Origin of the sequence: Gillisia sp. CAL575, assembly GCF_000403785.1 — a bacterium.
Lineage (GTDB): Bacteria > Bacteroidota > Bacteroidia > Flavobacteriales > Flavobacteriaceae > Gillisia.
The window spans coordinates 146,722-162,899 of sequence record NZ_APHJ01000054.1 but is presented as its reverse complement, the minus strand read 5'-3'; the positions used below and the strand labels follow the sequence as shown (position 1 = coordinate 162,899).

The following is a 16,178-nucleotide window of genomic DNA, read 5'->3' as shown; positions in this document are numbered from 1 at the left end:
AGTTAAAGTATTAAAATGATTTAGTGCATTATTACTTGATTATAGAAATTACCTTTGGTCATCATCAATTGGATACATTTTAATAATTTCCAATCAATACTTACACACATAATTACCTTAAAATGAAAACAATAAAAATCACCGAATTAAGCGAATTAGTTAATGGAGAATTAATAGGAGATTCTACTTTGCTTATTTCAGGGCCAGAACAATTAGAAAGAGCACAAAACAGTCATATTTCATTTATTGGAAATAGAAAATATATAAAGGCTTGGAATGCTTCTAAGGCAATGGCTGCTATAATTAACGATAATATAGAACTTGAACCTGAAACTGGAAAAGCTTTAATACGGGTTAAAAATGCAGATCTGGCAATGGTTAAAATATTAGAAGCTTTTAACCCGGGGCAGCCGCAATTAGAATCTGGTATCCATGTTACTGCAACTATTCATCCAACTGCAACTTTAGGAGCAAATTGTGTAGTAGGAGCAGGATGTTATGTCGGGAAAAATGTTGTCTTGGGCGATCATGTTTTCTTATATCCCAATGTGACTATTCTAGATGAAACAACTATTGGAAACAACACAACCATCTGGTCTGGAACGGTAATCAGAGAAAGAACTGAAATTGGAAGCTATTGTATTTTTCACAGTAACGTGAGTATAGGATCTGATGGTTTTGGTTATAGACCAAGTGATGATGGCCGCGGATTGGTGAAAATTCCACAAATTGGAAATGTTGTTATTGGACATCAAGTAGAAATTGGAGCGAACTCTTGTGTAGATCGTGGAAAATTCAGTTCTACGATCATTGGAGATGGTTGTAAAATTGATAATTTGGTTCAAATTGGGCATAACTCAGTTATGGGTCGTTCATGTATTATGGCTGGAGGAAGTGGTCTTGCAGGTTCTGTAACTTTAGGAGATGGAGTGATTATTGGAGGTAGTGCATCTATAAAAGATCATATAACAGTACATTCTGGTGCTGTTGTAGGCGGAGGATCTGGAGTAATGAGCGATGTTGCTGCAGGAAAAACTGTTTTGGGTTATCCAGCATGTGATTCTAAGGATATGCTTAAGCAATGGATTGCTCTTAGAAACCTTGCCAAACACTAAGAATCTTAAAACATCATTTTAAAGAAATAACCTTCAGCTAAATTTTCGTTGAAAATAATGGAGGTTTTTTCAATGCTTAAAAGTGAAAAGAGTGCTTACCTTTGTCAAAAATAATTTTTATGTCAAATCAGTTTTCCAGTTTAGGAATATCAGCAGAAATCATTAAAAGTTTAGATCAGCTAAATATCTCCGTTCCCACAGAGATACAAGAGAAAACCATTCCTATTCTGCTAACAAAAACTGAGGACTTTGTTGGTCTGGCAAAAACTGGAACTGGTAAAACTGCGGCATTCGGCTTACCACTACTTCAGCTTATAAATGCCGAAGACTCTCATATTCAAGCGGTAATTCTAGTTCCAACAAGAGAATTAGGTCACCAGATCTTGAGTAATATAGAAAGTTATGCTACGAACTTACCGGATATTTCGGTTACTGCTACCTGTGGAGGAATTCCTATAAAACCACAAATTGAAAGATTAACTAAGCCTACGCATATTGTAATTGCAACTCCTGGGAGGCTTATAGATCTTATTAAACGCGAGGCTATAGATCTTTCTAAAGTAAACTATTTGATATTAGATGAAGCCGATGAAATGGTGACTTCATTAAAAGATGGCCTAGATGAGATCGTGGCAGAACTTCCTAAGAAAAGAAGAACCTTATTATTCTCTGCAACTCTTCCTGGAACAATTAAGCAACTTATTCAGAATTATATGTCTAAACATGTAATCCAAATAAGCGCTAATATGGAGACTATTGGAAATCAAGAAATAGATCACCAATTTGTGGTAGTAGAACCTATCGAGAAATTGGAGGTTTTAATGCATTTCTTATCCTCTAAAGAAGGAGAACGCGGAATTATATTTTGTAAGACCAAAGCTGCAGTTAATAAATTAGCTAAGAATTTGGCAATTAATAAATTTTCTTCGGGAGCTTTACATGGTAGTTTATCCCAGCCAATTCGGGATCGCATTATGAAGCAATTTAGAGAAGGGCACATTAATATTCTTGTTGCTACAGATCTTGCTGCTCGGGGAATAGATGTTAAAGAAATCTCTTATGTAGTAAATTATCATTTACCAGATGTTTATGAAGTTTATGTGCATAGAAGTGGAAGAACCGCTAGGGCAGGAGCGAAAGGCCTTTCTTTAACTGTGATCCAAAATGAGGAAATTCCAGATATTGCTGAATTTCAGGATGAGTTAGGAATTGTATTCAAAGAATATTCTAAACCTGATGCACAAAGTGTTGAAGATAATAACACTCTATTATGGGCGAAGCAGATCTTTAAAACCAAGCCCAATCACAATCTTTCTTCAGAATTAAAAGAGAATATAAAAACCATTTTTCATCACTTAACTAAAGATGAATTAATAGAGAAAATGCTTGCCTCTTATATGATTCAAAATAAAAATGATAGCGCTCCTATAGAAGAGTCGAATAAGAAGAAGCACAGGTAGATAATCTATGATTTTAGTTCTGAAAAATGAATTTTAAAACTTAAGATATGTGGTTCTATATATAAGAAGGAATGAACTTAAATCGAATATTGTTACAAGCTAGAATCCATTTTTCTTGTTTTTTCTGAGATCATTAATTATAAATAGGCAAACCAAATTTAAATTTTCACAAGTAAATACAGGGCTATGAAATACGTAATTCATAAAGCAGATACAAGGGGACATGCAAATCACGGCTGGTTAGATAGCCATCATAGTTTCAGTTTTGCTAATTATCATAATCCTGAGAGAATGAATTTTGGGGTGTTGAGAGTCTTAAATGATGATGTAGTAAGTGGAGGAAAGGGTTTCGGAACTCATCCACATGAGAATATGGAGATTATTTCTATTCCGCTAAAAGGTGATTTAGAACATAAAGACAGCTTGGGGAATTTAAGCGTGATCCGCGAGGGCGATATTCAGATCTTAAGCGCTGGAACCGGTATTGCGCATTCTGAATACAACAGAAATAAAGATGAGCAGGTTGAGTTCTTACAGATTTGGATTTTTCCAAGCAGTAAAGATCTTGCTCCTCGTTATGACCAAATTTCGATAAGAGATCTTCAGAAAAAGAATGAATTCTATCAAGTACTTTCACCAAATCCAGATGATGATGGAGTATGGATCAATCAGAATACATGGTTTTCAATAGGAGAATTCGAGAGGGGTGTATCTATGGAATATTCACTTCACGAAAAAAATAATGGAGTCTATATATTTGTTCTCGAGGGTTCTGTGAAAATTGACAACCATAAACTCGAAAAAAGAGATGGATTTGGAATTTGGGGAATAGAGAGTTTAACCGTGACTACAGATACAAATGCGAAAGTACTTTTAATGGAACTTCCTATGGAATAAGTTGATTTTACAGGATTTAAAAATAGTTTCTTATAATTAGATAAAAAGCTGTAATTTCGCGCCTTATTTAAAATGAGGCATTTATGAAGCGTGTTAACGAATACAAGAAATTATTTAATGTTGAAAAAGGTTACGATCTTAAACAATTAAAGACTTCTTACAGAAATCTGGTAAAAGAATGGCATCCAGATAAATTTCAGGAGAGTGATGAAAAGCACGCAGAAGCTGAAATGAAAAGCAAGCAGATAATCGATGGTTACCACTTTTTAGTGAGTATAGCTCCAGAGACTAAAGCAGCTAATCTTGAAGAATATAATAAAACAACCTCTGAAGCTGGAATTGCCGATTTCCAACATAAAGGTAATCTATTAGAAATATCTTTTACCGATGGAACTACTTACGAATATTTTGGAGTAAACAAACCATTATTTGTTAAGCTTGTAAACTCTGACAGACAGTTTAGATTTGCAAAAAGAAACATTTTTAATTCTTTCCTTTACAGAAAGTCTAAAAAAGATCAAGAGCTACAGCCAGCATAAGTTTTATAGCTCATAAGGTTTAATGCCCTAAGGTTCTTAAAATAAGACAATATTATAAATTCCAGAAGCACTTGCTGTTTTTGGAATTTTTCTATTAAATCAATTTATACAACAACCTAATTACTAGTTTAGAAACTTAGCATTCCTAATTACTCTAATTAAATTTTCAGCATGAATAGAAAGGCGATCTATGCAATTATAATATGTGCTATTCTTGCAGGTGCAAATGGCTTGCTCATAAAATCTATGACAAGTTTGAGCACTGGAACTATTGCGTGGTTTAGAACTGGAATTCCAGTCTTGATATTAATCCCTTTTCTGTGGAAAGATGGAGAGCTACATTTTAGAGGAAATAATAAGAAGATGTTACTTGCCTCCTTGATAAATGCTGCGAGAATGTATCTCTATTTACTTGCTTATATCTATACATCCATAGGAAATACAGTGGTGCTTTTTTATACATATCCCATTTTCGTTACCATAATAGAAGTTATTGCTTTCAAACAAAAAATAGAGCGTAAACAAACCTTACTACTTTTACTAGCATTCACGGGAATTGTGATCACTTATATTGGTAAGCCATTTAGTTTTCAATCAAACGATTTTATAGGAATGCTTGCAGCCGTTGGAGCTTCCATAGGATACGCTATAACGGTTGTACTTTTTAAGGCAGAAAATTCTAGATATAGCCAGAACCAAATGGTCTTTTATCAGAATATAGTAGGAGCAATCGTTTTTATACCTTTTCTATCTGCCATTCCTTCAGCTACTTTGCCAGATTTAGGTATAGGTGTTTTCTACGGATTTCTGATAGGAATCGTGGTTTTTAAACTTTTCTTCTACGGACTCAAAGAATTAACTGCTGCTACTGCAACGACTTTGATGTATTTAGAAGTGGTTAGTGCTATTCTGTTAGGATATTTTGTTCTGGATGAAGCAATTACCTGGAACATTCTTTTAGGAGGAGCCTTTATTGTAACTAGTAGTTATTTAATTTCTAGATTAAATAAAAAGAAATAAAATTTTATATAACATCCTATACCCTAAAATCACCTTAAAAGAAAATTTAGGTGGTTGGTATTTATTACAAGTTGCTTTCGTTTTTAAATATTCAAAAAATTCGAGAAAGCCAAACTATAATAAAATCACATAAAAAATTGATAGTCAGTTATAAATGACTATTACAATTTTCATGATTGTTAAAGAAAGGCTAAATAGACACCTATTTAAAACCGCCTCAATCTTATATGCGTTTATCTAGACACATATAACAATAACAAATCAACAATTATGAAAACTACAAACATTTTTAAAGCCTTTTTATTCGTTTCTATCCTATCATTAGGAGCATGTTCGTCTTCTAAAGATAAAGTTATGAAAGATGATATGAATATGTCTAAAGATATGACAGTGATGGTTGGGGGTGCAGCAATGTATCCAACTAAAAATATCGTAGAAAATGCTGTGAATTCTAAAGATCATACCACATTGGTTGCTGCTGTAAAAGCTGCAGACCTAGTAAGCACTTTACAAGGTGATGGTCCTTTTACTGTATTCGCTCCAACAAATGCAGCTTTCGATAAATTACCAGCAGGAACGGTAGCAACTCTTTTAGAGCCTGAAAATAAAATGAAATTGCAAAATGTACTTACTTACCATGTAGTAGCTGGCAAATATTCTTCTAAGGATATTGTAAATGCTATAAAAAAAGGAAATGGGAAAGCAACATTTACTACCGTTAATGGTGGAATGTTAACTGCAATGATGAAAGGAAGTAATGTAATTATTACAGATGCTAATGGAGGAACTTCTATGGTAACTATTGCAGATGTTAATCAATCTAACGGAGTGATACACGTAGTAAATTCAGTAATGTTACCTAAAGCCTAATTATATTTTTTAAATAAATTAATAGCGACTCATTTAGAGTCGCTATTTTAATTTTAAGTACATTTTAATAAGTTTCAATTTCGATATATAAAGATTTAGCATTGTTTTATATAAGGCGGAGGTAATTTTATAGTCACAGATTAATAAAATAAATATCCGATCATTATAATGTAGTAATGCCATTTCGAGCGAAGTCGAGAAATCTGTTTTGGCATGAAGATTCTTCAGTACGTTTACTCTTTTCAGAATGACTACGTTGTTATCCCGTAATAGGAGGGATCTCGGCGATTTTTCGGGAGTCTCGATATTATCGAATATTTTGGGTTATAATTATCTGAACTAGTAATAAAATTAGAATCTGAAACAAGTTCAGATTGACCTAAGTAGTGAGCTTCCAAATCGATTTAGATAAAAAAAATCATGAGCTAATGTCATTTCGAGCGAAGTCGAGAAATCTGTTTTGGAATGGAGATTCTTCAGTACGTTATACTCCTTTCAGAATAACTACTTAGATTATTGATTGTCATCCCGAGAATAGGAGGCATTTAATTTTTTGTTATAATGAGGAACATTTAAATATATTAATCGTAATATTGCTATATACTTATAAAGTTATATGGGAATTACTAAAACAGAAATCTTTACAGAACAACAAAACAAGGTCGCCTTAATTGCTAAGGCTTTTGGACATCCTGCTAGAGTTGCTATTTTACAACATCTATTTAAAATCCAAAAATGTATTTGTGGAGATCTTGTTCAGGAAATTGGCCTAGCACAACCTACGATTTCTCAACATTTAAAAGAGCTTAAAAACTTAGGACTTATAAAAGGAAATGTAGAAGGAACAAGTGTATGTTATTGCATTAATGAAGATAAATGGAATGAGTCTCTACAATTATTTAGAGATTTTTTGGAGCTACAACCAAATAGTAATAATACCTGTAAATAGTAAAGTCAACTGCTTGATGAATTAAGAATTTAAAATATTAGAATAATGAAACTATCAGAAATAAAAAAATTACTTAACAGTTTAGAAACTATAGCCTTTGAACTACCAGATGGCTCATTAGTACCTCGTCATTTTCATGTTACAGAAGTTGGAAAAGTTTCTAAACACTTTATTGACTGCGGCGGAACTTTAAGAAAAGAAGAGGTGGCTAATTTTCAGCTTTGGGAGGCAGATGATTACGATCACAGACTAAATCCAGAAAAATTAGTGAGTATTATTGAGCTTTCAGAAAAAATACTTGAGATGGAAGATCTGGAGATTGAAGTGGAGTACCAAGGTGAGACAATTGGAAAATACGGTTTGGATTTTAAAGGTGAAAGCTTTCTACTAACCAATAAATTAACCGACTGCCTTGCTAAGGATAAATGCGGAATTCCTGCTGAAAAAACTAAGGTAAATTTATCTTTTATAAATAAAGAAGAAGGAAATTCATGTGCCCCAGGATCTGGTTGTTGTTAGCCTGTCACTAGATATTTACATGCCTTACTACTTATTTAAATAATAAAATGATACTACCCAAAATTGAATCTGTTATTAATTCCTTGGATACTACATCTATCACTCAGGATCGTAAGCAAGTATTAAAACCTTTGATAAATTATATACGATCCAAGGAAAATAAAGAAAGTGAGATTAGTTTAAATTTCATTTGTACTCATAATTCTAGAAGAAGTCATTTTTCTCAAGTTTGGGCGCAGGCAATTGCGAAATTTTTTAACGTAGATAATGTATTTTGTTATTCGGGTGGGACAGAGGCTACTGCGCTTTATCCTATGGTTGTTGAAACCTTAAAGCGATCTGGTTTTATTGTAAAAGCAACTTCTAACGATACAAATCCAATATACAGTATTAAGTATTCAGATAATGCGCCACCAATTACGGGATTCTCAAAGACTTTTGATTCTGAAATAAATCCGATATCTAATTTTGCTGCTATTCTCACATGCTCTGATGCCGATGAGAATTGTCCATTTATTGAGGGAGCAGAAACACGGATTCCAATCACCTATGAAGACCCAAAATCTTCAGATGGGACTTTGGAAAAGCAAAGGATTTATATGCAAAGAAGTTTGCAAATTGCAACTGAAATGAAGTATGTTTTTTCTGAAATATAAGTTTGCTCAAGTAGCATAAAAAGGGAAATGACTATCAATATTAATTGGTAGTTATTTCCCTTTTTGGATTATATCATAAATTATTTAATTCGAAATAAATTGAAACCTATTCATAAATATTTCAATAAGTTAACTATCTCTAAATCATTAAATTTTAACTGTTTCTATAATTTACTCCATCAAATTCTCCCCGGTCATAAAAGCTGTCATCAGATGGGTAGTCATTATCAGATGAGTATCTTCTAGCACCATCGGTATCAAAAATAGAAGCATCATTACTGTTGTCCCTGTTATGATCAAGATTTTCTCTTTTATTTCTTTCAGTTTCGAGTTTTCGACGTTCCTCTTCTAATTTTAATCTTTCCTCTTTTAGTTTATGACGCTCCAATTCTAATTTGCGGCGTTCCTCACTCCATTCTGCATCTGTGTTCATGTCTTTTTGAACAGGATCTGCTTCCCTATCTGCACGATATGGAGATTCTTTGTGGTTATGGGTATCCTCGCTGGTATGCTGAACTCCATGTCTATCTCTGTCCCGATTATAACTATCCATAACGGCTACTTCATAATCCCTATCTACATTATCTCCTGTTCTAAAGCGTTTTGTTTCTGCAAAAGTTTGATGATCTATACTTTGGGTATGTACATATTTTTTGTCTTCATGAATGTGTACCATTCCAATTGGCACAATTATGTGATTTTCTCCTTCCTTATTCACAAACTCACGAACATCTGAATTTGGAGATTTACTGTATGGATCGTAATTTGCATCTATAATTGTGTTATCTACTTCTACATCCAGATAGACAACCTTCATTGAGTTTTTATTTACCAAAAGGTTGTCAACCTTTCCAATAACTCTGTTATCATTGTCTTTCACTGGCCATCCGCGGACATCTGCGTAATGACTGTCTACTTTATAATCTGATAATTCATTGAGGTAATACAAATGTTTTTTATGTTCTTTCATAATATAAATTTTTTATAGTAATGAATACTTTTTAAGTTGTCAGTAGGAAATTTTAATCTAATGATGATACTATATAACTATTCAATTTAGATTTGAATAAAAACTAGAATAGCTTTAATAATTGCCCATATATTAGAGTTAATACTCTAAATAATATCTAAGCCTCTTCGGAAATTTCTAAAGAAACTAAGTTATTATACTGAAGATTAGTAGAAGTTACTTCTTCAAACTCTGTTTCATTATCGTCTGTAAATTCATCTTCATCTGTATTTCCATAAAAGAATAAGAAAAATAGTCCTCCAATTATAATTAACACAAGAAGAATCCAAGGCCATACAGGTGATTTTTTGGTGATCTTTATTTCAGCCATAATATATTCTGATTGATTATTAGATTAATAAAATTAAAGAGATAAATTTTTAATTTTAATAAAGTTCATATAAAGTATTGTTAATTAAGCCTTAACAGCTTAAGAACAGTTGGTGATAAATCATTGAAAATAAAACTGATTAATGAATAATGAGTATAACTAAATAATCGCTCTAAAATCAAAGATTAATTTAAATGCCGAGATGCAGTTATTGCTTAATTTTGAACTTTATTTAAAAAAGGAAATCCATGGAGAAAACTCCAAATAAATTACTAATTGTACTCGCATTTTTCTCCATTTATGTAATCTGGGGCTCTACATATCTTTTAAATAAAATTGCCGTGAGTGAGTTAGCTCCATTTATGCTCGCAGCTATACGGTTTATAACTGCTGGTGTTTTAATTTTTATACTTTGTAAGTTCTTAGGAATAAAAATTTCCATTACCAAAACGCAGCTTAAAAATACTATTATTGCAGGCTTTCTATTCCTTACTTTTGGAAATGGGATCGTGGTATGGGCTCTAAGATTTGTAGACAGCGGATTTGCAGCATTGGAGATTTCCGCTCAACCTCTAATAGTGTTGTTCCTCTTACGTGTAATAGATGGTAAAAAAATAAAGACTATGTCTCTAATTGGGGTAGGCCTAGGCATTATAGGAATGTATCTTTTAGTAAGTCAGAAGCAAATAATAAGTGATTCGGATTCTATTATTGGAATGGGAATGATCTTTATTTGTTTGGTAAGCTGGGCCTATGGAAGCATTTTTGTTAGTAAGGCCGATCTGCCAGCTAATTATTTTGTGAATACCGGCTATCAAATGATTTCTGGTGGTATTATGCTGATGCTTGGAAGCTTCGCTTTTGGAGAATCTTGGTCTCTTCCTACAACCTGGAGCGGAGAAGTACAGATTTCTATGATCCTTTTAATATTATTTGGAAGTATTGTTGCTTTTACCTCTTTCAACTATTTATTAAAAGCAGTATCTCCAGAGAAAGTTGCAACCTCTACTTATGTGAACCCAATCATTGCGATGAGTTTAGGCTGGTATTTTTTGAATGAACAAATTACCATGCAATCATCAATCGCTGCCATTGTTCTTTTAACCGGAGTCTATTTTATAAATACTAAGAAGAAATTAATTCTTTTATCCAGATTCAAAGGGAGGTTAAGGCCGAAGAAAGTTGAGATTGAATAAGATAAGCATTCTAATAAATTTGTTTATTTTTCTTGAATCTATTAGCTTATTTTATATGTTAAATAACTTTAAAAAAATTGCATTAGGTGGCGGATGCCATTGGTGTACTGAAGCAGTATTTCAATCCTTACTAGGGGTGAAAAAAGTAGAGCAGGGCTATGTCGCATCTCATGCTGATAATTCAAGTTTTTCTGAAGCTGTAATAGTTCACTTTAATTCAGATGTCATACCTCTAAAACGACTTATAGAAATTCATCTTTATACCCATCAAAGTAAATCCATGCATAGCATGCGGGAAAAATATAGATCTGCAGTGTACACCTATTCCGAAATTCAAAAAGCAGAAGCTAAGAAGATCTTAGAGAATTTTCAGCCAGAATTTAATAATCAGTTAATAACACAAATTTTTTCCTTTAGAGAATTTAAAGCCTCTAGAGAAGAACTTCATAACTACTACCTCAAAGATCCTCAAAAACCTTTTTGTAAAACATTTATAGCTCCAAAACTAAATGTCTTACTGGAGCAATTTTCTGAAAACATTAAATCCACTTGTAAAAATTAAAGATCCGAAAGATCTATCCTATATTAAAAGTAAAAGGGTTTAAAGAACTAAGTTCCTTAAACCCTTTTACTTTTAATATAATTGCTATCTAGAATTCTTGTACAGTAGGTCTAATTACAATTTCATTTACATCTACATCATCTGGTTGCTCAATTGCATATGCAATTGCACGAGCAATAGAATCAGAAGGAATAGCTTGTTTGTAAAATTCTTTAACATGTTCAGAACTTTCTTCATGAGAACTTCCATGTTTTAATTCAGAATCAATAGCTCCCGGTTCTATAGAAGTAGTTCTAATAGCTCCACCTACTTCATGTCTTAGTCCTTCGGTTATTGCTCTAACAGCATATTTTGTTCCGCTATAAACAGTTCCACCTGGGCTAAAAACTTTAATTCCTGCAACAGAAGATAAATTTATTATATGTCCAGAAGATTGATTTTGGAATATAGGTAATACGGCCGCAATTCCGTAAAGCACTCCTTTAATATTAATGTCAATCATTTTATCCCATTCTTCAACTTTAGTTTCAGAAAGAGGAGCAATTGCCATTAATCCAGCATTATTAATTAATACATCTATTTTACCAAAAGCAGAAACAGCTTTGTCAACTAAAGCTTTTACATCCTCAGGTTTTGTAACATCGGTTTTTAGAACTTCAACTTTACCGCCATTCTCTCGGATTTCTTTTGCGATTTTTTCTAAATTCTCTATTCTACGAGCTCCTAAAACTACAGAGGCTCCTTTGCTTGCTAAATGTCTTGCTGTTGTCTCTCCCAAACCACTACTTGCTCCAGTAATTACAACAACTTTTCCTTTTATATTATTTTCCATATCTGTATGTTTTTAATTTAATTTTTAATTCTATGCAAATTTATGGCTTATTAAAGGCTTTAAAGTAGTGGTATTAGAGATTAGGATTAGTTTAACCCGTTTGATTGATCTACGTCAATTTATACTCTTAAATTCAACTTAAAATCATCAGCAGTTTTTACTTAATGTTTTATCTAATTAAGTTTACACAAATTATTAGATGAATTTTCAGCTAGCTTTGAAAATGGGGAATTTATAATTGACACTTTCAAAAGGAGCGAGAGAAATGAATCGGAGGTTGGTTCCATTGGTCTATTATCGATGAGCTATTCAGATAGATAGGTTGCACTTTTTTGAATTGACACGTAGTGATTAATTTAATAATCCTCAATCGATTTATTACTAATCAGCTAAGAAACGATTTTCTCAAAAATCTTAATTTATAATATGAAGTATTTTACTGAAGACTTTTCGCAGTTTTTTAAGGAGCTGGCGATAAATAATAACACGGAATGGTTCCATGCTAACAAGTCACGCTATGAGAATAGTGTAAAAGAACCATTTGTATCTTTCATAGGCAAAATAATATCAGAAATCAGCCAATTGGATCCTAACTATAGAACTACTACAAAAGAGTGTATTTTTAGGCTACATAGAGATGTTAGGTTCTCTAAAGACAAATCTTCTTATAAATTATTTTCTTCTGCAGCAATAACTAAAAATGGAAGAAAAGATAAAAGTCTACCTGGCGTATATTTAAGATTATCACCAGAGAATATTACTATTATGGGCCGCTGTTATAAACCATCTATAGTACAGCTTCGTAAAATAAGATCTAAAATAAGTGCAGATCCAAAGGCATTTCGAGCTTTGATAGAGAATGAAGATTTCAAAGAGAAATTGGGTACAGTGAAGGGAGCGGTTAATAAGCGGATTCCAAAAGAGTTTCAGGAAGCGTATAAAGTTGAACCACTTATTGCCAATAAACAGTTTTATTATGGTACTACCTTACCACCAGAAATGATTACCATTAATAATTTAGATTCGGTAGTAATGGACTATTGGAAAACTATGCAGCCTCTTAATAATTTTTTTACCGAAGTTATTACTGATGATGGTTCGTAAACTCTTTTCTAAGTGAGTTAGACTAGATAAAGAAACAAATTCTAGATATATAAATTTAAAAAACTCTTAATACAATGGCTTCTTTAAGCTTAAAGATTAAATTTATACTGTTCTGTTAGGCAGGTAGCTCTTGGCTGATTTAAATAAATAAGTCAATATTCTATCTGAGTATTGAAATAATAATCAATCTTAAAATAACACTCATGGATATTGCCATTTATATAGTTATTGGAATTGTTGTCGCTGTAGTCACTTTTATTTTGGTAAGGAAAAATTTGGTGACTAGAGAGCATGAGATGGTCAACGATAAAAAGGGCAAGAAAACACAGTTTAATCCCGAAAAAGGTTTCTGGGTTAATGCCTAATAAACAAAAAAGAGAAGTGAAGAAAGAGGACTTGTAAGTTTTTTTCATTACCTCGATAACCAAATTTAGATTATAGAGCATTTAATGCTGACACAAATTTTAATTATTCAACAATGAGGATTGATTCTTCACTTCTTTTATAATATACATTCCATAATTTTTTCAACTATTATAGATTGATTTCCAAGGATATTAGAAAAAATTTGATTCTTTTTTTTAATTTCTTGTAACATTTAGTGATATAGGTGGTCTTTTAGGTACATCAATCAAATACCATCAAATGAAATTATTCCACCTTAGCTTTATCATGTTTTCGTTATGCATTTGTGCAACCGCACAAACTTCTAAAAAACAACTCAAAATTGAAAGAGCAGAAGTAGCTCCAAAAATAGATGGAGTTTTAGATGATGCTATATGGGCCAATGCTCAAGAAGCAGGGGACTTTATCCAGTTTCGTCCCAATATTAACGTGAAGGAGACTGAAGTTAATAAAACTGTAGTTAAGTTAGCTTATGATAACTCTGCCTTGTACGTCTCGGCTCATTTATACGATGATCCTACAAAAATCGCCAAACAACTTTCTAGTCGGGATAATTTTGGAAATGCAGATTTCTTCGGATTTATTGTAAACCCAAATAATGATGCTCAAAATGATACCGAATTTTTCGTTTTAGCTTCGGGAACTCAAGCAGATGCAATATCTAGCCCCAGTGTCGGGGAAGATTTTGGATGGAACAGCGTATGGAGTAGTGCTGTACAAATCGTGGCAGACGGTTGGATCGTAGAGATGAAAATTCCATATCGCTGCCTTAGATTTGATAATAACAATATAGAAACCTGGGGAATTCAATTTCATAGGCGTTTTAGAAGAGATGAGTCACAATATACTTGGAACCCTATAGATGTCTCTAAAGGGAATTTTGGATTGTACCATGGAGAATTAAAGGGCTTGAGTGATTTAGATCCTCCAACAAGACTTTCCTTATATCCTTTTGTTTCCACTGTTCAAAATGATTTTGATGGCGTTTATGAATCTAATTTCAATGCAGGTTTAGATGTAAAATATGGTATTACAGAAAACTTCACATTAGATGCTACACTTATTCCAGATTTCTCGCAAGCAGGATTCGATAATATCACCTTGAATCTTGGACCATTCGAACAAACTTTTTCTGAACAAAGACAATTTTTTACTGAAGGAGTAGATCTTTTCTCTAAAGGAGATTTGTTCTTTTCTAGACGAGTAGGTAGCGCACCTATTACAGATCCTGTAACTTCAGCGAACGAAGAGGTAGTAGATTTTCCAGAATCTGTGAAAGTGCTAAATGCTATAAAAGTTTCAGGAAGAACTAAGGGTGGACTTGGATTGGGATTTTTTAATTCATTTACAGAAAAATCAGAAGCTACTATAGAGAATATAGATACTGGAGATAGAAGGAAAGAAGTCGTAGAGCCATTTACCAATTATAATATTATAGTAGTGGACCAGCAATTTAACGGTAACTCCTCCATCGGGATTATCAATACAAATGTTACCAGAAAAGGATCTTTTAGAGATGCCAATGTCACGGCGATTACCTCAGATATTACCAACAAAAGAAACACATACCAAATTCGTGGGGATATTAAGATGAGTAATATTAATCTGGAAACTGGAACATTAACAGGATTTAGCTCCTTTGTAGCCGCTCGTAAAGCACATGGAAATTTTAGATATAGTATAGATCACAATTATGCCGATACTAAATTTGACCCAAATGATCTAGGTCTGCAGTTCAGGAACAATTATAATAATTTGGGGATAGATATCAATTATAGAACTTTTGAGCCATCTGGAATCTGGAATCGCTATTTCGCAAACTTTTATGTGAATTATACTATGCTGGCAGAACCAAACACCTTCACAGGATTTGGATTGGGACTAAGTGCTAACGGAACTACAAAAAAATTGAATGACATAGGTGGGAATATCAATCTACTTCCTGGAAAACAATATGATTATTTTGAACCTCGAAAAGAAGGAAGTTTTTTTATTCGAGAAAATGGAGTGAATCTTAATGGATGGTGGAATTCTAATAATAATAAAAAGATTTCATTAAGTGTTAATATAGGAGCTGAAACCTTACTTGAAGACGGACGTGATTATTTTGATTATTGGTTTGGCCTTGGTCCTCAAATACGATTTAATGATAAATTCATGATCTCCTATTTTTTCTACCGAGATCATTACTTGGGAGACAGAGGATATGTAACTCAAGTAGATGACGATGTGATTTTTGGAGATCGGGATAGAGAAGAAATAGAACAAACTTTTAATGCGAGTTATAACTTTAATCCAAATCATACTTTGTCACTTACTCTAAGAAATTACTGGGGAACTGTAAAGTATGAGGATCAATTATTCAGCTTGCAAAAAGATGGGCGAGTTACTAATACTACAGGATATACCACAACGAGCATTCCAGATAATCCAGATATCAATTTCTCAACCTGGAATTTCGATCTTAGCTATTCTTGGCAGTTTGCACCGGGTAGTTTTGTGACTGCGCTGTATCGTAATCAGTTATTTAACTTTGATACTGCCGCTCGAGATTCTTACACACAAAGTATAGATACCTTATTTAAACAACCTATAAATAATGTGTTCTCATTGAAACTTCAATACTTTTTAGATTATAATCAGATTGCAGGAATATTTAAAAAGTAGAGTGTATTATTAAGGAACTAGATAGTTATCTTGAAAATTGTTTAAAG

The 16,178-nt window shown here is 32.8% G+C and carries 17 protein-coding genes; 14 read left to right on the top strand and 3 right to left on the bottom strand.

The window, feature by feature from the left end:
* Positions 1 to 122: 122 nt before the first annotated feature.
* The 9 genes from lpxD to I130_RS15410 all read left to right on the top strand — a co-directional run bounded on the left by lpxD (position 123) and on the right by I130_RS15410 (position 8,025).
* A complete protein-coding gene (gene lpxD, locus I130_RS15450; RefSeq protein ID WP_034925321.1) occupies positions 123 to 1,115 on the top strand; it encodes a UDP-3-O-(3-hydroxymyristoyl)glucosamine N-acyltransferase in 993 nt (330 codons plus the stop codon).
* A gap of 119 nt (positions 1,116 to 1,234) precedes the next feature.
* Complete coding sequence (locus tag I130_RS15445) at positions 1,235 to 2,575, top strand: DEAD/DEAH box helicase (protein ID WP_034925318.1); 1,341 nt, start codon at positions 1,235 to 1,237, stop codon at positions 2,573 to 2,575.
* A 186-nt stretch (positions 2,576 to 2,761) separates the two neighbouring features.
* Positions 2,762 to 3,472: a pirin family protein gene (locus I130_RS15440; protein ID WP_034925316.1), complete on the top strand. Its 711-nt coding sequence runs from the start codon at positions 2,762 to 2,764 to the stop codon at positions 3,470 to 3,472.
* 83 nt (positions 3,473 to 3,555) lie between these two features.
* On the top strand, positions 3,556 to 4,011 hold the full coding sequence (locus tag I130_RS15435; protein WP_034925313.1) for a KTSC domain-containing protein: 456 nt from the start codon (positions 3,556 to 3,558) through the stop codon (positions 4,009 to 4,011).
* A gap of 171 nt (positions 4,012 to 4,182) precedes the next feature.
* A complete protein-coding gene (locus tag I130_RS15430) occupies positions 4,183 to 5,031 on the top strand; it encodes a DMT family transporter (RefSeq protein WP_034925311.1) in 849 nt (282 codons plus the stop codon).
* Between the two features lie 270 nt (positions 5,032 to 5,301).
* Positions 5,302 to 5,901, top strand: coding sequence for a fasciclin domain-containing protein (locus I130_RS15425; protein ID WP_034925308.1), 600 nt, complete (start codon positions 5,302 to 5,304; stop codon positions 5,899 to 5,901).
* A 616-nt stretch (positions 5,902 to 6,517) separates the two neighbouring features.
* Positions 6,518 to 6,850, top strand: a complete 333-nt coding sequence (locus I130_RS15420; RefSeq protein WP_034925304.1) for an ArsR/SmtB family transcription factor — start codon at positions 6,518 to 6,520, stop codon at positions 6,848 to 6,850.
* Between the two features lie 45 nt (positions 6,851 to 6,895).
* A complete protein-coding gene (locus I130_RS15415; RefSeq protein WP_034925301.1) occupies positions 6,896 to 7,369 on the top strand; it encodes a DUF6428 family protein in 474 nt (157 codons plus the stop codon).
* Positions 7,370 to 7,416: 47 nt separating this feature from the next.
* Positions 7,417 to 8,025: a protein-tyrosine-phosphatase gene (locus I130_RS15410; RefSeq protein ID WP_034925298.1), complete on the top strand. Its 609-nt coding sequence runs from the start codon at positions 7,417 to 7,419 to the stop codon at positions 8,023 to 8,025.
* 154 nt (positions 8,026 to 8,179) lie between these two features.
* Here I130_RS15410 and I130_RS16335 read toward each other — a convergent pair whose 3' ends face one another.
* Both I130_RS16335 and I130_RS15400 read right to left on the bottom strand, forming a co-directional pair.
* The gene (locus I130_RS16335) at positions 8,180 to 8,995 is read right to left on the bottom strand and encodes a PRC-barrel domain-containing protein (protein ID WP_051119745.1); all 816 of its coding nucleotides are present in this window, start codon (positions 8,993 to 8,995) and stop codon (positions 8,180 to 8,182) included.
* Positions 8,996 to 9,152: 157 nt separating this feature from the next.
* The gene (locus I130_RS15400) at positions 9,153 to 9,365 is read right to left on the bottom strand and encodes a hypothetical protein (RefSeq protein WP_034925296.1); all 213 of its coding nucleotides are present in this window, start codon (positions 9,363 to 9,365) and stop codon (positions 9,153 to 9,155) included.
* A 248-nt stretch (positions 9,366 to 9,613) separates the two neighbouring features.
* Here I130_RS15400 and I130_RS15395 point away from each other — a divergent pair, with 248 nt between their 5' ends.
* Positions 9,614 to 10,561: an EamA family transporter gene (locus I130_RS15395; protein ID WP_034925293.1), complete on the top strand. Its 948-nt coding sequence runs from the start codon at positions 9,614 to 9,616 to the stop codon at positions 10,559 to 10,561.
* 55 nt (positions 10,562 to 10,616) lie between these two features.
* Positions 10,617 to 11,123, top strand: a complete 507-nt coding sequence (locus I130_RS15390) for a peptide-methionine (S)-S-oxide reductase (protein ID WP_034925290.1) — start codon at positions 10,617 to 10,619, stop codon at positions 11,121 to 11,123.
* An 88-nt stretch (positions 11,124 to 11,211) separates the two neighbouring features.
* On the opposite strand, the gene I130_RS15385 is transcribed toward I130_RS15390, so the two are convergent.
* Entirely contained in the window at positions 11,212 to 11,955 is a 744-nt protein-coding gene (locus I130_RS15385; RefSeq protein ID WP_034925287.1) for an SDR family oxidoreductase, read from the bottom strand.
* Between the two features lie 426 nt (positions 11,956 to 12,381).
* Here I130_RS15385 and I130_RS15380 point away from each other — a divergent pair, with 426 nt between their 5' ends.
* The 3 genes from I130_RS15380 (at position 12,382) to I130_RS15375 (ending at position 16,131) form a co-directional block, all read left to right on the top strand.
* Positions 12,382 to 13,059 (top strand): DUF2461 domain-containing protein, encoded by a 678-nt coding sequence (locus I130_RS15380; protein ID WP_051119744.1) that lies wholly within the window; start codon positions 12,382 to 12,384, stop codon positions 13,057 to 13,059.
* Between the two features lie 203 nt (positions 13,060 to 13,262).
* Positions 13,263 to 13,424, top strand: coding sequence for a hypothetical protein (locus I130_RS16665; protein ID WP_157480600.1), 162 nt, complete (start codon positions 13,263 to 13,265; stop codon positions 13,422 to 13,424).
* 280 nt (positions 13,425 to 13,704) lie between these two features.
* Positions 13,705 to 16,131, top strand: a complete 2,427-nt coding sequence (locus tag I130_RS15375) for a DUF5916 domain-containing protein (protein ID WP_034925285.1) — start codon at positions 13,705 to 13,707, stop codon at positions 16,129 to 16,131.
* The last annotated feature ends 47 nt before the right edge of the window (positions 16,132 to 16,178 follow it).